This is a genomic window from Cellulosimicrobium sp. SJTW-1 (assembly GCF_047716875.1).
In the GTDB taxonomy this organism is placed as follows: domain Bacteria; phylum Actinomycetota; class Actinomycetes; order Actinomycetales; family Cellulomonadaceae; genus Cellulosimicrobium; species Cellulosimicrobium funkei.
In genome coordinates, this window is sequence record NZ_CP136680.1 from 1724968 (window position 1) to 1743744 (window position 18777).

Annotated in this window: 20 protein-coding genes; 12 read left to right on the forward strand and 8 right to left on the reverse strand. The window is 75.2% G+C overall.

Annotation, left to right across the window (positions count from 1 at the left end; all coding sequences use genetic code 11):
• The 3 genes from RSE42_RS07825 (at position 1) to RSE42_RS07835 (ending at position 2825) form a co-directional block, all read left to right on the forward strand.
• Positions 1-1332: a M16 family metallopeptidase gene (locus RSE42_RS07825; protein ID WP_076406481.1), complete on the forward strand. Its 1332-nt coding sequence runs from the start codon at positions 1-3 to the stop codon at positions 1330-1332.
• 204 nt (positions 1333-1536) lie between these two features.
• Positions 1537-2292: a 4-hydroxy-tetrahydrodipicolinate reductase gene (gene dapB, locus RSE42_RS07830; protein ID WP_415298851.1), complete on the forward strand. Its 756-nt coding sequence runs from the start codon at positions 1537-1539 to the stop codon at positions 2290-2292.
• A 2-nt stretch (positions 2293-2294) separates the two neighbouring features.
• Positions 2295-2825 (forward strand): hypothetical protein, encoded by a 531-nt coding sequence (locus RSE42_RS07835; protein ID WP_415298853.1) that lies wholly within the window; start codon positions 2295-2297, stop codon positions 2823-2825.
• Between the two features lie 19 nt (positions 2826-2844).
• Here the strand turns inward: RSE42_RS07835 and RSE42_RS07840 are convergent, their stop codons facing one another.
• The 6 genes from RSE42_RS07840 to RSE42_RS07865 all read right to left on the reverse strand — a co-directional run bounded on the left by RSE42_RS07840 (position 2845) and on the right by RSE42_RS07865 (position 7507).
• Positions 2845-3303, reverse strand: a complete 459-nt coding sequence (locus tag RSE42_RS07840; RefSeq protein WP_415298488.1) for a hypothetical protein — start codon at positions 3301-3303, stop codon at positions 2845-2847.
• 79 nt (positions 3304-3382) lie between these two features.
• On the reverse strand, positions 3383-3892 hold the full coding sequence (locus tag RSE42_RS07845) for a GNAT family N-acetyltransferase (RefSeq protein WP_043658083.1): 510 nt from the start codon (positions 3890-3892) through the stop codon (positions 3383-3385).
• 40 nt (positions 3893-3932) lie between these two features.
• A complete protein-coding gene (locus tag RSE42_RS07850; protein ID WP_043658086.1) occupies positions 3933-4253 on the reverse strand; it encodes an AzlD domain-containing protein in 321 nt (106 codons plus the stop codon).
• A complete protein-coding gene (locus tag RSE42_RS07855; protein WP_415298490.1) occupies positions 4250-5119 on the reverse strand; it encodes an AzlC family ABC transporter permease in 870 nt (289 codons plus the stop codon). Before RSE42_RS07855 ends, RSE42_RS07850 begins: the two co-directional genes overlap by 4 nt.
• A complete protein-coding gene (locus tag RSE42_RS07860; RefSeq protein WP_021483162.1) occupies positions 5116-5757 on the reverse strand; it encodes a TIGR00645 family protein in 642 nt (213 codons plus the stop codon). Before RSE42_RS07860 ends, RSE42_RS07855 begins: the two co-directional genes overlap by 4 nt.
• Before the next feature lie 265 nt (positions 5758-6022).
• The gene (locus RSE42_RS07865) at positions 6023-7507 is read right to left on the reverse strand and encodes an NAD-dependent succinate-semialdehyde dehydrogenase (protein WP_363372654.1); all 1485 of its coding nucleotides are present in this window, start codon (positions 7505-7507) and stop codon (positions 6023-6025) included.
• Between the two features lie 137 nt (positions 7508-7644).
• Between RSE42_RS07865 and dapA the strand changes: the two genes are divergently transcribed.
• The 3 genes from dapA to RSE42_RS07880 all read left to right on the forward strand — a co-directional run bounded on the left by dapA (position 7645) and on the right by RSE42_RS07880 (position 11269).
• Positions 7645-8589: a 4-hydroxy-tetrahydrodipicolinate synthase gene (gene dapA / locus RSE42_RS07870; protein WP_415298493.1), complete on the forward strand. Its 945-nt coding sequence runs from the start codon at positions 7645-7647 to the stop codon at positions 8587-8589.
• A 50-nt stretch (positions 8590-8639) separates the two neighbouring features.
• Positions 8640-10325, forward strand: coding sequence for a ribonuclease J (locus RSE42_RS07875; protein WP_034655491.1), 1686 nt, complete (start codon positions 8640-8642; stop codon positions 10323-10325).
• Positions 10326-10408: 83 nt separating this feature from the next.
• Positions 10409-11269: a DUF4328 domain-containing protein gene (locus RSE42_RS07880; protein ID WP_415298495.1), complete on the forward strand. Its 861-nt coding sequence runs from the start codon at positions 10409-10411 to the stop codon at positions 11267-11269.
• Between the two features lie 49 nt (positions 11270-11318).
• Here the strand turns inward: RSE42_RS07880 and RSE42_RS07885 are convergent, their stop codons facing one another.
• Positions 11319-11909 (reverse strand): TetR/AcrR family transcriptional regulator, encoded by a 591-nt coding sequence (locus tag RSE42_RS07885; protein WP_415298497.1) that lies wholly within the window; start codon positions 11907-11909, stop codon positions 11319-11321.
• Between the two features lie 102 nt (positions 11910-12011).
• Here RSE42_RS07885 and RSE42_RS07890 point away from each other — a divergent pair, with 102 nt between their 5' ends.
• Positions 12012-12422: a hypothetical protein gene (locus RSE42_RS07890; RefSeq protein WP_061267555.1), complete on the forward strand. Its 411-nt coding sequence runs from the start codon at positions 12012-12014 to the stop codon at positions 12420-12422.
• 42 nt (positions 12423-12464) lie between these two features.
• Positions 12465-12830 carry an Imm51 family immunity protein gene (locus RSE42_RS07895; RefSeq protein ID WP_061267556.1) on the forward strand — a complete coding sequence of 122 codons (366 nt, stop codon included), beginning with the start codon at positions 12465-12467 and terminating at the stop codon, positions 12828-12830.
• An 80-nt stretch (positions 12831-12910) separates the two neighbouring features.
• On the opposite strand, the gene RSE42_RS07900 is transcribed toward RSE42_RS07895, so the two are convergent.
• Positions 12911-13816 (reverse strand): MBL fold metallo-hydrolase, encoded by a 906-nt coding sequence (locus RSE42_RS07900; protein ID WP_085388101.1) that lies wholly within the window; start codon positions 13814-13816, stop codon positions 12911-12913.
• Between the two features lie 121 nt (positions 13817-13937).
• On the opposite strand from RSE42_RS07900, the gene RSE42_RS07905 reads away from it, so the two are divergent.
• From RSE42_RS07905 to RSE42_RS07920, 4 genes are all read left to right on the forward strand, one after another.
• Entirely contained in the window at positions 13938-16772 is a 2835-nt protein-coding gene (locus RSE42_RS07905) for a DNA translocase FtsK 4TM domain-containing protein (RefSeq protein WP_415298500.1), read from the forward strand.
• 63 nt (positions 16773-16835) lie between these two features.
• On the forward strand, positions 16836-17465 hold the full coding sequence (gene pgsA / locus RSE42_RS07910; protein WP_021483781.1) for a CDP-diacylglycerol--glycerol-3-phosphate 3-phosphatidyltransferase: 630 nt from the start codon (positions 16836-16838) through the stop codon (positions 17463-17465).
• The gene (locus RSE42_RS07915) at positions 17462-17998 is read left to right on the forward strand and encodes a CinA family protein (RefSeq protein WP_369824900.1); all 537 of its coding nucleotides are present in this window, start codon (positions 17462-17464) and stop codon (positions 17996-17998) included. Before pgsA ends, RSE42_RS07915 begins: the two co-directional genes overlap by 4 nt.
• Positions 17999-18388: 390 nt before the next feature.
• Entirely contained in the window at positions 18389-18730 is a 342-nt protein-coding gene (locus tag RSE42_RS07920; RefSeq protein ID WP_021483863.1) for a helix-turn-helix domain-containing protein, read from the forward strand.
• The last annotated feature ends 47 nt before the right edge of the window (positions 18731-18777 follow it).

Below are 18777 nucleotides of genomic sequence, written 5' to 3' on the forward strand. Positions count from 1 at the left end.
GTGCCGTGGGACCTTCCGCTCGTCCCGGCGGGTGACGCCGGGGCCGAGCTGACCGCCGGGCAGGACGGCGCGACGATCCGTCGCTCCGTCCTGCCCGGCGGGGTCCGCGTGCTCACCGAGTCGATGCCGGGCCTGCGCTCGGCGACGGTGGGCGCGTGGGTCGGCGTCGGCTCGCGCGACGAGACCGACGGCCACTTCGGGTCGACGCACTTCCTCGAGCACCTGCTGTTCAAGGGCACGGCCCGCCGCTCCGCGATGGACATCGCCGAGGCGTTCGACGCCGTCGGCGGCGAGGCCAACGCGGCGACCGGCAAGGAGCACACGTGCTACTACGCGCGCGTGCTCGACGCCGACCTCCCCATGGCGGTCGACGTCATCACCGACATGGTGACCTCAGCGCGCCTGGACCCCGACGAGCTCGAGACCGAGCGCGGCGTGATCCTCGAAGAGCTCGCGATGAACGACGACGACCCCTCGGACGTCGTGCACGAGGAGTTCGCCGCGGCGGTCCTCGGCGGACATCCGCTCGGGCGGCCCATCGGCGGCACCCCGGACACGATCAACGCCGTGCCCCGGGACGCCGTGTGGGAGCACTACCGCTGGCACTACCGCCCCGAGACGCTCGTCGTCGCGGCGGCGGGCGGCGTCGACCACGACACGCTGGTCGACCAGGTGGGCACGGCGCTGCGCGACGGCGGCTGGACGCTCGACGCGTCCGGCGCACCCCGCGCGCGGCGCGACCCCGCGGACCCCGCCCTGGTGGGCGTCGGGGCCGCGAGCGTCGAGCTGTCGGTCCACCGTGCGGTCGAGCAGGCGAACGTCGTCATCGGCGGCACCGGACTCGCCGCGACGGACGACCGCCGCTTCACGCTCTCCGTGCTCAGCGCCGTCCTCGGCGGCGGCATGAGCTCGCGGCTCTTCCAGGAGATCCGCGAGCGGCGCGGCCTCGCGTACTCGACCTACTCGTTCGCGTCCGGCCACGGCGGCATCGGCACGTTCGGCCTCTACGCCGGGTGCGCGCCGTCGAAGGTGGACGAGGTGACCGCGCTGCTGCACAGCGAGCTCGACCGCCTCGCGGCCGACGGCATCACCGGCGCGGAGCTCGACCGCAGCATCGGCCAGCTCTCGGGCGGCATGGTCCTCGGCCTCGAGGACTCCGGCTCGCGCATGAGCCGGCTCGGCAAGGCCGAGCTCGTCTACGGCGAGCTCCTGAGCGTCGAGGAGTCGCTCGACGCGATCCGATCCGTCACGGCCGACGACGTGCAGAAGCTCGCCGACGACCTCGCGTCGCGCCCGCGCTCCGTGGTGCGCGTCGGGCCGTTCGGCGACTGACCCCGCCTCCACGGCGTCTCGCGGCGGCCGTCCTCCTCGCGGAGGGCGGCCGCCGTCGTGCTGTGGGCAGACCCACTGCCCGGTGCGGCGGACGAGGCACCGGTCGACGCGCGCTGCGGCGATAGGGTGACGGGCGTGAGCGAGCAGAGCACCCCCGCGCCCGATCCCGCACCGACCGCCCCCGGCAGGGAGCCCGGTCGCCCGCTGCGGGTCGCCGTCCTGGGCGCCGCCGGACGCATGGGCGCGACCGTCTGCGCCGCCGTCGAGGGCGCGGCGGACCTCGAGCTCGTCGCGCGCCTCGACGCGGGCGACGAGGTCGCCGCCGCGACGCTCGGCGGCGCGGACGTCGCCGTCGACTTCACGGTCCCGGCCGCGACCGAGGCGAACGTCCACGCGCTGATCGACGCGGGCGTGCACGCCGTCGTCGGGACCACGGGCTGGACGGAGGAGAGCCGCGGTCGCGTCGTCGCGCACCTCGGTCGTGCTGCCGCGGCGGGCGCGCCGGGGCTCGGCGTGCTCATCGCACCCAACTTCGGGCTGTCCGCCGTCCTCGCGATGACGTTCGCCGCCAAGGCCGCGCGGTACTTCGAGTCGGCCGAGGTGATCGAGCTCCACCACCCGGACAAGGTCGACGCGCCGTCCGGCACCGCGCGGCACACCGCCGCGGCGATCGCCGCCGCGCGCGCCGACGCCGGTCTCGGGACGGGCCCGGACGCGACCGAGACGGGCTGGGAGGCGCGCGGGGCCGACGTCGACGGCGTGCGCGTGCACGCCGTCCGTCTGCGCGGCCTCGTCGCGCACGAGGAGATCCTGTTCGGCAACACGGGCGAGCAGCTCGTCATCCGGCAGGACTCGTTCGACCGGGTCTCGTTCATGCCGGGCGTCCTGCTCGCGGTGCGCGAGGTCGTCAGCCGGCCCGGGCTGACCGTCGGCCTCGAGAACGTGCTGGACCTGGCGTGAGCGTGTCCGGCGGGTCCACCGGCCCGGACACCTCCGGACCCGGGGACGGCGGCTCGCGCGCGCGGTCGCGCGTCGGGCGCCCGTGGAAGGCGATCGTCGGGGCGGTCCTCGTCACGCTCCTGCTCGCGCTCTACGTGTGGCAGGTCGCGGGACGGTCCGCGGCCCTCATCCGCACGGGCGAGCCCGTGGCCATGGCGATCGGGGCCGGCGTGCTCGTGCTGCCGCTGCTCGTCGTCGGCCTCGTCGGGCGCGAGTTCCTGCTCGCCGGCACCGTGCAGCGCATGGCCGACGACCTCGCGGACCGCGGCCGCCTGCCCGTCGACGACCTGCCGCGCTCGCCGGGCGGCCGGATCGACCGGGACGCCGCTGACGCGGCCTTCGGTCCGTACCGGGACGCGGTCGACGCCGACCCGACGAGCTGGGAGGCCTGGTACCACCTCGCGTTCGCCTACGACGCGGCGCGCGACCGCCGTCGGGCCCGGGAGGCGCTGCGCAAGGCCGCGGCGCTCTACCGCGCGCGTCGTCGGGCCTGACGGCGCCCGGGCACGCGCGTCACAGGCTCGTCCAGCAGTAGAGCCGGTGCCCCGCGTCGTCGGCGCGGACGCACAGCGCCGCGAGCCGGTGCAGCGCGTCGGCGAGGCCCGCGGGGTCCGACCCCTCGAGCTCCTCCGTCGCCGCCCACCGCACGGCGACCTCGTCGAGCGCGGCGGGCCTCGCGGAGGCGAGCGCCCCGACGAGCACGTCCGTCACGGAGACCACCCACGGCCCCTCGTCACCCCCGGTCGCGACGAGCGAGCCGTGGCGGGCGTCAGCCGTGACCTCGGCGTACGGGCGGTCGGTGAGCAGGCTCGCCAGCGTGCCGAGGACGACGAACGGGTCGATGCCCCGGAGCTCCACGGTCGCGAAGCCCGGCTGCGTGGTCAGCGGGTCGGGGGAGGCCGGTCCTGCCTGCGCGGCGAGCGCGGCCCGGGCGTCGTCCGGTGCGGCGAAGTAGTCGGTGAGGATGCCCATGGCGGACGATCCTCGCAGGTCACGGGGACGGGCGGGTCACGGGCGTGTCACGGCTGCGTGACGCGGGGTCCCGCGGTCGTCAGATCTCGGCCGTCCAGCGCCGCTCGACGACGTCCCGCAGCCCGGTCGCGAGCGTCCGGGTGCGCCCGTCGGGACCGAGCCCGGACCCGGCGAGGAAGGCCTCGCGCGCGGCGTCGCCGTCGAGGACCCACGTGACGACCTCGTCCGCGCCGTCGCGCCGCAGCCGGTCGACCGCCGCCGCCAGCAGGCGCGACCCGTGCCCGCCGCGCTGGTGGCGCGGCTCCACCTCGAGCGCGAGGACCTGGCCGGGCGCGACCGCGGCGAACCCCACGACGTCGGCTCCCGCGCACGCGACGAGCACCGCGAAGCCGGGACCGGGCGGCGAGGAGATCGCGGCGGCCCACTGCTCGCGCATCCGCACGGTGTCGAGCGCGTCGAGCACGTCGTCGCCGAGCACGTCGGCGTGCGAGGAGCGCCACGCCCCGACCTGGATCGCGGTCATCGCGACGTCGTCGCCGGGCACGGCAGGGCGGACGGAGACGTCGGCGGTCTCGCGGAAGAGGCTCACGGGTTCACCCTACGAGACCCGGCCGGGCGCCGGGACGGACTCAGCCCCAGCCGAGAGCGCGCAGGCCCGCGGCCGTGACCGCGGCGAGGACCACGACGACGATGAACGGCGCGCGCAGCGCGAGCGCGACGGCCGCGACGCCCAGCGCGGGCAGGCGCGCGTCGACGACGAGGGCCTGCCCGTCGCCGACGGTCTGCACCGTGACGAGCGCCGCGAGGAGCGCGGCGGTGACGAGCGCGGCGGTGCGCGCGACGCGCTCGTCGGCGAGCCAGTGCTCGGGCACGAGGTGGCCGGCGAGCTTGAGCGCGAAGCACACCGCGGACGCGGTGAGCACGACGACCCAGACGGTCGCTGAGGTCACGAGGGCTCCTCTCCGCGGGGACCGGCCGCGGTCCCCGCACGGTCGGCGGCCCGGCGGCGCCGCGCGTCGACCTGACCGATGACGACGGCGACCGCGGCCGCCGCGAGCACCGGCACGCCGCCCGGTGCGACCGGGACGAGCGCCGACGCGACGACCACCGCCGCGGCAGCGGTGAGCTGCATCGCGCGCGTCGCGAGCCGCGGCCACAGCAGGCCGAGGAACGCGGCCGCCGCGGCGGCGTCGAGCCCCCACGCGCGGGGGTCGCCCAGCGCGTCGCCCGCGAGCGCCCCGACGAGCGTCATCGCGTTCCAGAGGACGAAGATGCCGACGCCCGTCCACCAGAACCCGGCCCGGACGGCGCGCCGGGACCGTTGCGCGGTCGCGACGGCGGTCGACTCGTCGATCGTGAACTGCGCCGCGACGACCTTGTGCCACGAGCGCAGCGCGAGCAGCGGGCCGAGCTGCGCGCCGTAGAGCGCGTTGCGGACGCCGAGGAAGCCCGCCGTGGTGATCGCGGCGACAGGCGCGCCCCCGGCGCCCACCACGCCGATGAGCGCGAACTGCGAGCCGCCCGAGAACATGAGCAGGCTCAGAGCCATGGTCTGCGCGACGTCGAGGCCCGCGACGACCGACAGCGCGCCGAAGGAGATGCCGTACAGGCCCGTCGCGACGGAGACGGACACGGCCTGGCGGACCGCGGCGCGGACCTCGTCCTCGACGGCCCGCTCGGCCACGTGCTCGACGACGTCCGGAACCTCTTCGGCGTCCGGCACGCCGACGACGTCCGGCACGTCCGCGGCGGCCGCCCGCGCCACGTCGGGCGCGGGGTCGGCGCGGGGGCGGGGGACGTCGTCGGGCCGGCTCATGCGTGCGGGTCGGCCGGGCCCTCGCCCGCGGCGGCGGCGTTCGCCGCGCGCTGGTGCGCGGTGAGGGACATGCGGTCGATGAGCGCGAGGGCGAGCGCCGAGAGGACGAACGCGAGGTGGATGAGCGTCTGCCACATGAGCTGCGTCGGCGTGTAGCGGCTGCTGTCGATGAACGTGCGCAGCAGGTGGATCGACGAGATGCCGACGATGGACATCGCGAGCTTTGTCTTGAGCACGTTCGCGTTGACGTGGCTCAGCCACTCGGGCTGGTCGGGGTGGCCCTCGAGCCGGATGCGCGAGACGAACGTCTCGTAGCCGCCCACGATGACCATGATGAGCAGGTTGGAGATCATGACGACGTCCACGAGCCCGAGCACCGCGAGCATGATCTCCTCGGCGCCGAAGCTGACCACCTCGTGCGTCGCGTGGTCCGTCGCGCGGCCCGTGAAGCCGCCTACGACGAGCAGCCACAGCTCCTTGAGGAACTGCCACACGTAGACCACCTGGGCCACGATGAGGCCGAAGTACAGCGGCGCCTGGAGCCAGCGCGACGCGAAGATCATGTACCCGACGGTGGTGACGCGGGCGCTGGGCGAGGGGACGTTCGGGCTGGTGGTCAACGCGGGCGTCGAGGGCACGGGCGTGGGCTCTCCGGGAGTCGGTGGCGGCGGACGGCGACGACCGTCCGGCGCGCGGGGCACCGGTCACCGGTCGTCACCGGGGCGTCAGGGTACCAACGCGGCGTGAGGGCCCCGCAGGCCCGCCCGCGCTGCCGGAGACGAGGACGGCCCGGCCGCCCGTCGAGCACGGAGACCGCGACCGGGATCGTCGGATCCCGGTCCGTGACCCCGTGCTCGGCGGCGGCGGGGGCCGCCGGGGGGAAGAGAGAGAAGGGGGGCGACGTCAGAGGGCGACGTAGACCGTCTCCAGGTACTCCTCGAGGCCGGCCTCGCCGCCCTCGCGGCCGAGGCCGGACTGCTTGAGCCCGCCGAACGGGGCGCTCGCGTCGGACACGAGGCCGCGGTTGACGCCGATCATGCCGGCCTCGACCTCCTCGGAGACGCGCACGGCCCGGTCGAGCGACGTCGTGTACGCGTAGGCGGCGAGCCCGTACTCGGTCGCGTTCGCGAGAGCGATGCCCTCGTCGTCGTCGCCGAACGCGACGACGGGGGCCACCGGGCCGAAGATCTCCTCGGTGACGACGCGCGCGTCCGGGTCGACGCCCGACAGGACGGTGGGGGAGTAGAAGTACCCGGGGGAGCGGGGCCGCTCCGCGCCGGTGAGCACCTGGGCCCCGCCGTCGACGGCCGCGTCGACGAGCTCGGCGACCTTGTCGACGGCCTTCGCCTCGATGAGCGGCCCGACCTGCGTCCCGTCCTGGGCGCCCGGCCCGACCCGCAGGTCCGCGAACGCGGCGGCGAGGCGCTGGGAGAACTCGCGCGCGACGGCGTCGTGCACGAGGAAGCGGTTCGCCGCCACGCACGACTGCCCGGCGTTGCGGAGCTTCGCGATCACGGCGCCCTCGACCGCCGCGTCGAGGTCGGCGTCCGCGAACACGAGGAACGGGGCGTTGCCGCCGAGCTCCATCGAGGTGCGCAGCACCTGGGCGGACGCCTTCTCGAGCAGCGTGCGCCCGACGGGCGTCGAGCCGGTGAACGACAGCTTGCGCAGGCGCTCGTCCGCGAGGAGCGGCTCGGTGACGTCAGCGGCGCGCGACGACGGGACGACGTTGACGACGCCCGTCGGCAGGCCGCGGTCGGCGAGCTCGGAGCGGATCACCTCGGCCACGAGCGCCGTCGTCAGAGGGGTGAGCCGCGCCGGCTTGACGACGACCGTGCACCCGGCGGCCAGCGCCGGGCCGATCTTGCGCGTCGCCATGGCGATCGGGAAGTTCCACGGCGTGACGAGCAGCGCGGGCCCCACGGGCCGGCGGAAGACGAGCTGGCGGTTGCCGCCCGCGGGCGCGGTCCGCGCGAGCCCGTCGGCGCGGACCGCCTGCTCCGCGTACCAGCGCAGGAAGTCGGCGCCGTAGAGCACCTCGGCGCGCGCCTCGGCGAGCGGCTTGCCGCACTCGGCCGTGATGAGCGCGGCCACGTCGTCGGCCCGCGCGACGACCCGGTCGTAGACGGCGCGCAGCACCTCGCCCCGCTCGCGCGGGGGCGTCGCGCGCCACGCGGGCGCCGCACGGTGCGCGGCGTCGAGCGCGCGCAGCGCGTCCGCCGGGCTCGCGTCCGCGACGTCGAACAGCGACTCCTCGGTCGCCGGGTCCTCGACCTCGAAGGTCCGCCCGCCCTCGGCAGGACCCCAGTGGCCGTCCACGAGCAGCCCGGTGGGCACGTGGGCGACGAGGGCGGGGGAGAGGTTCGACGTCGAGGCGGGGCGGGACATGCTCCGAGTATCGCCCTGGGGGTCGCGGGGACGCACCCGGGCGAGCGGTGCGGGGCGCCGTGCCCGTGCCCCGGGCGCCGCCCTGTCGCTGCCGGACGGGCGCGGTGCGACGACCCGCCGCACGGTAGTTTGTGCACATGGTCCTTCCCGCCACCCCCGCGCGCCCGTTCGGTGCCGTCCTCACGGCCATGGTCACCCCGATGACGCCCGACGGCGCCGTCGACCTCGAGGCGGCGGCCCGGCTCGCGAAGCGCCTGGTGGACGACGGGAACGACGGCCTCGTGCTGAGCGGCACGACGGGCGAGTCGCCCACGACCCACGCCCCCGAGAAGCAGGACCTCGTGCGCGCCGTCGTCGAGGCGGTCGGCGACCGCGCGGCGGTCCTCGCGGGCGCCGGGTCCAACGACACCGACCACGCGCTGCGCATGGCCGAGCAGGCCGCCGAGGCGGGGGCGGACGGGCTCCTCGTCGTCACCCCGTACTACTCGCGCCCCGGCCAGGAGGGCGTCTACCGCCACGTCGTCGCGATCGCCGAGGCGGCCGACCTCCCCGTCATGCTGTACGACGTCCCCGGCCGCACCGGGGTGCGCATCGCCCCCGACACGTACGCGCGCCTCGCGGCGCACGAGCGGGTCATGGCGACCAAGGACGCGACGGGCGACGTCTACGCCGCCGCGAAGCTCGCGGCATCGACGGGCCTCGCCTTCTACAGCGGCGACGACGGGCTGCTGCTCCCGTTCCTCGCGCACGGCGCCGCGGGTATCGTCTCGGTGTCGGCGCACGCCGTCGCGCCGCAGTTCGCGGAGGTCGTGCGCCGCTTCGACGCCGGCGACCCGGCGGGCGCGCTCGAGGTCTTCCTCACCACGACGCCCGTCATCGACGCGCTCAACGGTGCCGGCTTCCAGGCCGTCATGGCCAAGGCCGCCGTCGAGCTGCTCGGCGTCACCGACAACCGTTTCCTGCGCCTGCCGAACGTCGCGGCGACCGAGGACGACGTCGCGCTCGTGCGCGACGCCCTCGCCGCCGCGGGCGTGCTCGCGGGCGCGACCACCGCGGCAGACGCTGCCGCACCCACGAACTAGCGAGGGCAGGAGCCCTCGAAACCCCCGGCTCAGCCACGACAGGAGGCCCCGTGAGCCATCCCCACCCCGAACTCTCCCTGCCTCCCGAGCTCCCCGCCGGAGGGCTGCGCATCGTCGCCCTCGGCGGTCTCGGTGAGGTCGGCCGCAACATGGCCGTCCTCGAGTACGACGGGCGCCTGCTCGTCATCGACTGCGGCGTCCTCTTCCCCGAGGACAACCAGCCCGGCGTCGACCTCATCCTCCCGGACTTCGACTACATCGCGGACCGGCTGGACGACATCGAGGCGATCGTCCTCACGCACGGCCACGAGGACCACATCGGCGCCGTGCCCTACCTCCTGCGCCTGCGTCGCGACATCCCGCTCGTCGGGTCGCAGCTCACGCTCGCGTTCGTCGAGGCGAAGCTCAAGGAGCACCGCATCTCGCCCGTGACCCTCGCGGTCAAGGAGGGGCAGGTCGAGCAGCTCGGCGTGTTCCGCTGCGAGTTCGTCGCCGTGAACCACTCGATCCCCGACGCGCTCGCGGTCGCGGTGACGACCGGCGCCGGGACCGTGCTGCACACGGGCGACTTCAAGATGGACCAGCTCCCGCTCGACGGGCGCATCACCGACCTGCGCGCGTTCGCGCGCCTGGGCGAGCAGGGCGTCGACCTGTTCATGGTCGACTCGACCAACGCCGAGGTGCCCGGGTTCGTCACGCCCGAGGTCGAGATCGGCCCGGTGCTCGACAACGTCTTCGCCGCCTCCGAGAAGCGCATCATCGTCGCGTCGTTCTCGTCGCACGTGCACCGCGTGCAGCAGGTCCTCAACGCCGCGCACCACCACGGCCGCCGCGTCGCGCTCGTCGGGCGCTCGATGGTCCGCAACATGACGATCGCGTCCGAGCTCGGGTACCTCCACGTGCCCGAGGGCGTGCTCATCGACCTCAAGAAGGTCGACTCGCTGCGCGACGACGAGATCGTGCTCATGTGCACGGGGTCGCAGGGCGAGCCGATGGCCGCCCTGTCGCGCATGGCGAACGGCGACCACAAGGTCCAGGTCGGCCACGGCGACACCGTCATCCTCGCGTCGTCGCTCATCCCGGGCAACGAGAACGCCGTCTTCCGCATCATCAACGGCCTCACGCGCCTCGGCGCGCGCGTCGTGCACGGCGGCAACGCCAAGGTGCACGTGTCCGGCCACGCGAGCGCGGGCGAGCTCCTCTACTGCTACAACGTGCTCAAGCCCAAGAACGTCATGCCGGTGCACGGCGAGGTCCGCCACCTCGTCGCCAACGGGGCGCTCGCGGTCCGCACGGGCGTGCCGGCCGACCGCGTCGTGCTCGCCGAGGACGGCGTCGTCGTCGACCTCGTCGACGGACGCGCGTCCGTCGTGGGTGCCGTGCCGTGTGGGTACGTGTACGTCGACGGGTCGAGCGTCGGCGAGATCACGGACGCCGAGCTCAAGGACCGCCGCATCCTCGGCGAGGAGGGCTTCGTCTCCGTGTTCGCCGTCGTCGACTCCGCGACGGGCAAGGTCCTCGCGGGGCCGCAGATCCTCGCGCGCGGGTTCGCCGAGGACGACAAGGTGTTCCAGGACATCCAGCCCGAGGTCGTCAAGGCGCTCGAGGACGCGATCGCCGGCGGCGCGACGGACACGCACCAGCTCCAGCAGGTCATGCGCCGCGTCATCGGCCGGTGGGTCTCCAACCGCCTGCGCCGTCGTCCGATGATCGTCCCGGTCGTCGTCGAGGCGTAGCCTCCGCGACCGGCGTCGGACCGGTCTCCGCCCAGGTCGGGGCGCCAGTATGCTGGCGCCCCGACCAGCGCAGGAGGCACCCCTTGACGCACCACGACCCCTCCGGGGTCCCGCCCTACGGACAGCCCGGCGGCCCCGTCCCCGGTCAGCCTTCTGCGCCCGGCCGGCCGGTACCGCAGTACGGCGCGTACGGCACCGCGCCCGTCCCCGCGTACGGGCAGGCGGCTCCCTCGCCCGCGGGTCCCTCCGCGCTGACGCCGCCCTCGGCACCCGTGTACGGGCAGCCGACGGCCCCGGCGTACGGCGGCGGGTACGGCTACGTCCCGCGACCGCCCGTCCCCGGGGGCCTCGCGACGGGGACGATCGCGCTCGCGGTCGCGGTCACCGCCGTGCAGGTGCTGGCCTGGGTCACGTCGTTCCGCGCGGCCGAGGAGTTCGAGCGCGCCGCCCGCGCCGGCACCCCGAGCGCCGAGGTCCTCACCGGGTACGACGCCGTGGGCCTGCTGCTCCTTCCCGTCCAGCTCGCCGCAGCGATCGTGACGTGCCTGTGGCTGTGGCAGAGCCGCGTGCTCGCCGAGGCCGTGTCGCCCGCGCACGGGCACGCGCGCAGCCGGGTGTGGGTCTGGCTCGGGTGGATCGTGCCGGTCGTCGCTTTGTGGTTCCCGTACCAGGTCGTGCGCGACGTGCGCGCCGCGACCGTCGTCGCCCCGCGCCGCGGCCTCGGGTGGTGGTGGGCCGGGTGGCTCCTGTGGAGCGTCGCGACGAACGTCGCCACGCAGCTGACGACGCTCTCCTCGGCCGGTGCGGCCGGGACCTTCGCGCTGCTGCCCGTCGCGGAGACGGTGGGCACCGCGGGCGTCGTCCTCGCGCTCGTCCTGTGGGTGCGCACCGTCCGCGAGATCACCGCGGGCCAGCGTGCCGCCACGGGAGTCGACGCCCGGTGACCGCGCGTCCGCTCGCCGTGGGCAGGCGGACGGGCCTGCTGCTCCCGGCCTAGGTGTCGGCGTCGCGTCGCACGAGCCCCGGACCGACGGCGGCGAGCGTCGCGGCGTAGCGCGCCGCCCGGGCGTCGTCCCCGCCGGGCACGAGGCCCGCGAGCTCGAGCGAGACCAGGCCGTGCACGAGCCCCCAGAGGCCGAGCGCGACGTCGGCGGCACCCGCGTCCGCCGGGACGAGGCGCGCGACGGCGTCGCGCAGCACGCGGAACGTGGGCTCCTCGACCGCCTCGGGCCGGTCCGGCCCCGGCCGGACGCCGCGCGCGAACATCACGGCGTAGAAGTGCGGGTCGGCCAGCGCGAAGTCGCGGTACGCGCGACCGAGGGCCGCCAGGTCGGCACCGGGGTCGTCGGTGCGGGGGACCGTGGCGAGGTGTGCGGCGAAGCGCCGGAAGCCCTCCGCGGAGACGGCGGCGACGAGCTCGTCGCGGCTGCCGAAGAGCGCGTAGACGGCCGACGCGCTCGTCCCGGCCTCGGTCGCGACCGACCGGACCGTCACCGCGGCCTCCCCGTGTGTGGAGACGGCGCGCGACGCCACGTCGAGGAGGCGGTCGCGCAGGGCGTCGTCGTGCAGTCGGGGTCGTGCCACGCGCCGAGTCTAGGGGCCTTGACGAGCGTTCGCGAACGATGTTCTATAACAGTGTTCGCAAACCAGTGCGCGAGCTCTCGCGCCGCTCCCTCGGAGGTCCCCGTGCTCGAGCTCACCGACGCCGCCCGCCTCACCGCCGGCATCGTCCTTCTCACCGTCGTCGGCATCGAGTCCGGCGGGGCCTTCCTCGTCCGGGTCGTGACACGGCGGGTCCCGGCCACCGCGTTCCAGACGTCGTTCTTTCGCGCCGGGCACGCGCACGCGGGGGTTCTCGTCATCCTCGGTCTGGTGTGCCTACTCCTCACGGAGGCCACGGGCCTCGCCGGCCCCTGGCGCTGGCTCGCGGCGACCGGCGTGCTCGTCGCGGCGATCCTGCTCCCGGCCGGCTTCTTCCTGTCGGCCGTCGGCCCCGGTCGCGAGACGCCGAACCGGGCCGTCGCGCTGCTGCCCGCGGGGGCCGTCGTCCTCGCGGCGGGCGTCGTGACGCTCGCCGTCGGCCTCTTCCTCGGCTGACCGCGGGACTGCGCCGTGGGTGCTGCCCGCTACGGTTCCGGCATGACCACCGCCGAGGACTTCGTCCCGCTCGACCCCGTCCGTCTCGTCACGCTGGCCCAGGGGTGGAGCATCATCTACTCGCCCGGCGGGCCGGAGTGGCACCACCACCAGGGTGCGCTCGAGCGGCACGGCGTCGAGGGCTCGGGCTACGACTTCTCCGGCGCGCTCCAGGCCACGCTGACCGACCACGAGCCGGACGTGCTGGGGGCCGTCGGGTTCGACCCCGAGGGCGGCATGGTGAGCGTCTACGGCTCCGACCTCGACGCCCTGCACGTCGCGGCGCGGCACCTGCACCGCCTCGTCACCGACGAGCGGGCCCTCGACGCGGCGCTCGCCCGGTCGGTCGAGCTCGGGCTCGACGACTGAGCGCGGAGCGCGGCGGGCCCAGGAGGCCTCGTGTCGTCGGACCGCGGCTCCGCGATCCGGGCACGACCGCTCGGGCGGCCTCAGCGCGCGCGCAGCGCGGCGAGCTGCTCGTCGTGCCACGTCGCGACGTAGCCGGTGAGCCGGTCGTCGGCCACCACGGCGTCCGTGTGCACGACCGCGTGCTCCAGCGCGTCGAGGTAGGCGCGGTCGGCCGCGAAGCGCGCGGCGACGGCGGCACGGCCGACGGCCGGGCTCCCGTGGCCCGGGACGAGCGCGTCGACGTCGCGCGCCGCGAGCTCGAGCGCGTCGAGCGCCCCGCGGTACGTGCGCACCGGGTCGCGCGACCCGGTGTCGACGAGCGGCACCTCCACGTCCGAGAGCATGTCGCCCGCGAGCAGCACGCCCCGCACGACGAGCGCCGCGTGGCCCGGCGCGTGGGCGTCGTGCTCGACCACGACGACGTCGGTCTTCCCGTCGGCCTGCGCGCCGGGCCGCTCCTCGGCCTGACCGGGGGTCGGTGCGGTCGGCCACGGCAGGCGTCGTGCGCCGCGGGGGAGCGGCGTGAGCGCGCCGACGAGCGTCGGGTCGTGGCCGGGCGCTGCGGCGTCGGTCGCGGCGACCAGGTCCGCCCCCCGCGACCGGACGGCGTCGGCGCCGCGGGCCGTGGCGTAGCGCGGGGCGTCGCCCAAGGAGCGGGACCACAGCACGTGGTCCCAGTGCGGGTGGGTCGCGAACCCGGCCGTCACGCGCCAGCCGCGACCGTGGACGGCGGCGGCCAGCGCCTCGACCTCCTCGACCGTGACCGCGGGGTCGACGACGAGCGCCTCGCCGTCGGGCGCGACCACGACCGTCGACGTCGTCGCCCAGATCGTCGCGGTCGCCACCCAGACCCCCGGGCGGACCTCCACGAGGTCGCGCGCGTGCGCCTGCTCGCCGTCCGTGGTCGCGTCGGCGGTGCTGCGCCGCACGCCCGCGTGATCGTCCATCGGTCCTCCGCTCGTCCTCGCGGGACCGGGTCGCGGGCACGTGCCCGAACCCCGGTCCGCGGGGGACACGCGCCCCGGGGTCCCGGGCGCCGTCGTCCCTCGCAGGTAGGTTAGGACCACTATGGCGACCCGCACGTCCCCGCAGGCACGTCGGACCGCGAGCAACCGCACACCAGCGCCCCGCACCGCGGCGCGCGGCGGTTCGTCCACGGCCCGCGGCACGTCGCGCGCCGGAACCGGTCGCGGACGGTCCTCCTCGTCCAGCGCGCGCCGCCCGGCGCGTCGCCCGGCGGCAGGGCCGCCGTGGCCCGTCCGGGCGGTGCGGGGGGTCTGGCTCGGCGCCGCGCACGGCGTGGGATCGCTCGTGCGCACCATCGGAAGAGGAGCAAGAGAGCTGGACCCGGCACACCGGCGCGACGGCTTCGCGTTCACCCTCATCGCCCTCGCGGTCGTCGTCGCGGCCCGCGAGTGGTGGGGCATCCAGGGCACGTTCGGCAAGGTCGTCCACGGCGTCGTCGCGGGGACGTTCGGTCTCGCCGGCGTCGCGGTCCCGGTCCTGCTGCTCTGGCTCGCGGTGCGCATCATGCGGCACCCCGAGCGCGCCCAGGCGAACTCGCGCGTCGCGATCGGGCTCACGCTCATCGTCGTGTCCGTGTGCTCCCTCGTGCACATCTCGGAGGACCTGCCCGCGCCGCGCGACGGCTTCGCGGCGGTGCAGGACGCGGGGGGCATCGTCGGCTATCTGGCGGCCACGCCCATGACCGCCGGGCTGACGCCGTGGTTCGCCGTCCCCATCTTCCTGCTCCTCGGGTTCTTCGGGCTGCTCGTCGTCACCGCGACGCCCGTGCACCGCATCCCGAGCCGGCTGCGTGGCCTCTACGACGTGCTCACCGGCAACCACCGCACCGAGGACGACGCGCTCGACGCCGACGGGCTCCCGCTCGCGGAGGGCGTCTCGCGCCACGACGGCAGCGAGCCGCCGACGGGTCGCCGACCGCGCAAGCCGCGGCGCACCAAGGCGCAGCGCGCGGCGGAGGCGGCCGAGATCGAGAAGCCCGAGGGCGGCTTCTCGGGCGACGAGGCCTTCGAGACGGCCGCGTTCCTCGACTACGAGGACGACGCGCCGCGCGGCCGGGGGAAGAAGCGTCGCGCGGAGGAGCCGGCCGCCGGCACGGCCGCCACGGAGGTGGTCCCCGCCGTCGGGCAGGGGGCCGCGCAGGACACGGCGGCGGCCGCGATGGGCGCGGTCGCGCCCTCCCCGGAGGACGGCGTCGGCAGCGTGCCGCCGCCCCCGCCCGGCCCGATGCCCCGGGGCGTGCAGCCCATGCTCGAGGGCGACACGGTCTACCTGCTCCCGGACGAGGACGCGCTCGTCAAGGGCGCGCCGCACAAGGTGCGCTCAGCCGCGAACGACCGCGTGGTCGAGGCGCTCACGCAGACGTTCGAGCAGTTCGAGGTCGACGCGAAGGTCACCGGGTTCACGCGCGGCCCGACGGTCACGCGCTACGAGGTCGAGGTCGGGCCCAAGGTCAAGGTCGAGCGCATCACGTCGCTGTCCAACAACATCGCGTACGCGGTGGCCAGCGCCGACGTGCGCATCCTCGCGCCGATCCCCGGCAAGTCGGCCATCGGCATCGAGATCCCCAACACGGACCGCGAGACGGTCGTGCTCGGCGACGTCCTGCGGTCGTCGGCCGCGCGGCGCACCGAGCACCCCATGGTCATGGGCGTGGGCAAGGACGTCGAGGGCGGCTACGTCGTCGCGAACCTCGCGAAGATGCCGCACATCCTCGTCGCGGGCGCGACGGGCGCGGGCAAGTCGAGCTTCATCAACTCCATGATCACGTCGATCCTCATGCGCTCGACGCCCGAGCAGGTGCGGCTCGTGCTCGTGGACCCCAAGCGCGTCGAGCTGACGATCTACGAGGGCATCCCGCACCTCATCACGCCCATCATCACGAACCCGAAGAAGGCCGCGGAGGCCCTCGACTGGGTCGTCCGCGAGATGGACGCCCGCTACGACGACCTCGCCGCGTTCGGGTTCAAGCACATCGACGACTTCAACGCCGCCGTCCGCGCCGGCAAGGTCAAGCCGCTGCCCGGCTCCGAGCGCAAGATCGCGACGTACCCGTACCTGCTGGTCGTCGTCGACGAGCTCGCCGACCTCATGATGGTCGCCCCGCGCGACGTCGAGGCCTCGATCCAGCGCATCACGCAGCTCGCGCGCGCGGCGGGCATCCACCTGGTGCTCGCGACGCAACGCCCGTCGGTCGACGTCGTGACGGGCCTCATCAAGGCGAACGTGCCGTCGCGGCTCGCGTTCGCGACGTCGTCCCTCGCGGACTCGCGCGTCGTGCTCGACCAGCCCGGCGCGGAGAAGCTCATCGGCCAGGGCGACGCCCTGTTCCTGCCCATGGGTGCGGCCAAGCCCATGCGCGTGCAGGGCGCGTGGGTCTCGGAGTCCGAGGTGCACGCCGTCGTCGAGCACGTGAAGAGCCAGCTCAAGCCCGTCTATCGCGAGGACGTCACGCAGGCGGCCACGAAGAAGCAGATCGACGAGGACATCGGTGACGACCTCGACCTGCTGCTCCAGGCGGCCGAGCTCGTCGTGACGTCGCAGTTCGGCTCGACGTCGATGCTCCAGCGCAAGCTGCGCGTCGGGTTCGCCAAGGCGGGTCGCCTCATGGACCTCCTGGAGTCGCGCGAGATCGTCGGGCCGTCCGAGGGGTCCAAGGCCCGCGAGGTGCTCGTGACGCCCGAGGAGCTGCCGTCGGCGCTCGCCCTCATCCGGGGCGAGCCCGCGCAGGACGTCTTCGACGGCCAGGCGCCCGCCGCGGCCCTCGCGCCCCAGGGCGCAGGGGGCGGCCACGACTACGGCGAGGGCACCGACGGGCACATGCCCCCGGTCGCGACGGAGTACCACGACGACGCCGACGTGGAGTCGGGCTGGCGGTGACCCGAGCGGCCGGTGGTGCTGCCGACGGTCGGCGCACCCCGGACGACCCCCTAGGCTGGTGACGTGGTCAACGCCGTCCCCTCGCCGTGGAACTCCGCGAACCTCGTCACCATGGCGAGGATCCTGCTCGTCCCGTTCTTCGCGTGGGCGCTCCTCGTCGACGGCGGGGAGTCCGTCACGTGGCGCCTCGTCGCGACGGGCATCTTCGTCCTCGCCGCCACGTCGGACCGCCTCGACGGCTACCTCGCGCGGCGCTACGACCTCGTCACGGACCTGGGCAAGCTCCTCGACCCCATCGCGGACAAGCTGCTCGTGGGCACCGCCCTCGTGCTGCTCGCGTGGCCGCTCGGCGAGCTGCCCTGGTGGGTCCCCGTCGTCGTGCTCGCGCGCGAGCTGGGCGTCACGCTCCTGCGGTTCGCCGTCCTCAAGTACGCGGTCATGCCTGCGTCCCGCGGCGGGAAGCTCAAGACCGTGCTGCAGACCGTCGCGATCACGCTCTTCGTGCTGCCGCTCGCGCACCTGCCGGCGTTCGTCGGCGTCGTCGCCTGGATCGTGCTCGCCGCGGCCATCCTCGTCACCGTCGTGACCGGCCTGGAGTACGCGTATCAGGGCTGGCGCCTGCGCCGCGACGCGGTGCGCGCAGCCCGGGTCGTCGAGCGGGGTCCGAGCACGGACGGCGCGCCCGTCTCGTGACCGACGCTCCGGTCCCGCCGGGGAGCTCGTCGGTCACCGGCCCGGACGTGCGGCCCGACGTCGTCGAGCTGCTCGGCGCTCTGGAGGCCCGCGGGTGGACCCTCGCGACGGCCGAGTCGCTCACGGGCGGCCTGCTCAGCGCGACGATCGTCGACGTGCCCGGCGCCTCGCGCGTGCTCCGGGGCGCCGTCGTCGCGTACGCGACCGACGTCAAAAAGTCGGTCCTCGGCGTCGACTGCGGCCTGCTCGCCGCGCACGGGGCCGTGCACCCGGAGGTCGCACGCCAGATGGCCGAGCGCGTGCGCGACGTGCTGAGGGCAGACGTCGGGGTCGCGACCACGGGCGTCGCGGGCCCCGACCCGCAGGACGGCCGGGCCCCGGGGACCGTCTTTGTCGCCGCGAGCGGACCGGGGGGCACGGAGGTGCGAGAGCTGCACCTGGCGGGCGACCGTACGGCCGTCCGCGCCGCCACCGTGGCCGCCGCGGTGGCGCTCGCGCGCGCGACGGTCGGGCCCCGGCCACCGACGGCGTGACGATGCCCCGTGCTGGGTGAAATCGTCGGCGGGCGCGTCGGCCGCCCGGCCGGGCGTGGACCGGGCCGGAGGCGTCGTGGAGACGTCGTGAACGTGCCGCGGGGGAGCGGCCGGGAGGCCCGGCGCGGGAACAACACCCCACGTCGCGACGTTGCACAGCACGTGATCGCCAACAGGACCGTCAACCGACCGGTGGGACGCACGGGCAACGCGCCCGCGCCCCGTCCCGCACGGGGCACCGGCGACGTGAGCGGACCGCGGGCGGGGTACGGTAGGACGACCCCGTCACGCGGGGCAGTGAACAGGAAGACCGGCACGAGCAGTTCGCGCACCCAGGTGGGGGCCTCTCCGGCTCCCGGGGGCGCACGGGACACGGAAGGGGGTCGCCAGATGATTGTTCTTCGACGAGAGATCGGGGACGTGCTGCGAGACGCTCGCCAGCGACAGGGGCGCACCCTGCGAGAGGTGTCCTCCGCCGCACGGGTCTCGCTGGGCTACCTCAGCGAGGTCGAGCGCGGTCAGAAGGAAGCGTCGTCGGAGCTCCTCGGCTCGATCTGCGAGGCGCTCGACATCCCGATGTCGTTGGTGCTGCGCGAGGTCAGCGACCGGGTCGCCGTCGCCGAGGGTCTGCTGATCCCCGACACCATCCCGGCCGACTTCGCGACGGCCGTGCTGGGTCGCCAGCATCCCGAGGGCACGGCACGCCGCGAGGACCTGCAGCCCGTCGGCTGACGGTCGGGCCGGCACCGGCCGCACCGGGAGCGGGGGCAGCGACGCCG

Excerpts from the sequence above, each read along its gene's own strand:
- RSE42_RS07840 (WP_415298488.1), bottom strand. The coding sequence starts at position 3,303 with ATGGGCATCCTCACCGACTACTTCGCCGCACCGGACGACGCCCGGGCC.
- RSE42_RS07855 (WP_415298490.1), bottom strand. The coding sequence starts at position 5,119 with ATGAGCCGGCCCGACGACGTCCCCCGCCCCCGCGCCGACCCCGCGCCC.
- RSE42_RS07865 (WP_363372654.1), bottom strand. The coding sequence starts at position 7,507 with ATGTCCCGCCCCGCCTCGACGTCGAACCTCTCCCCCGCCCTCGTCGCC.
- dapA (WP_415298493.1), top strand. The coding sequence starts at position 7,645 with ATGGTCCTTCCCGCCACCCCCGCGCGCCCGTTCGGTGCCGTCCTCACG.
- RSE42_RS07895 (WP_061267556.1), top strand. The coding sequence starts at position 12,465 with ATGACCACCGCCGAGGACTTCGTCCCGCTCGACCCCGTCCGTCTCGTC.
- RSE42_RS07900 (WP_085388101.1), bottom strand. The coding sequence starts at position 13,816 with ATGGACGATCACGCGGGCGTGCGGCGCAGCACCGCCGACGCGACCACG.
- RSE42_RS07905 (WP_415298500.1), top strand. The coding sequence starts at position 13,938 with ATGGCGACCCGCACGTCCCCGCAGGCACGTCGGACCGCGAGCAACCGC.
- RSE42_RS07920 (WP_021483863.1), top strand. The coding sequence starts at position 18,389 with ATGATTGTTCTTCGACGAGAGATCGGGGACGTGCTGCGAGACGCTCGC.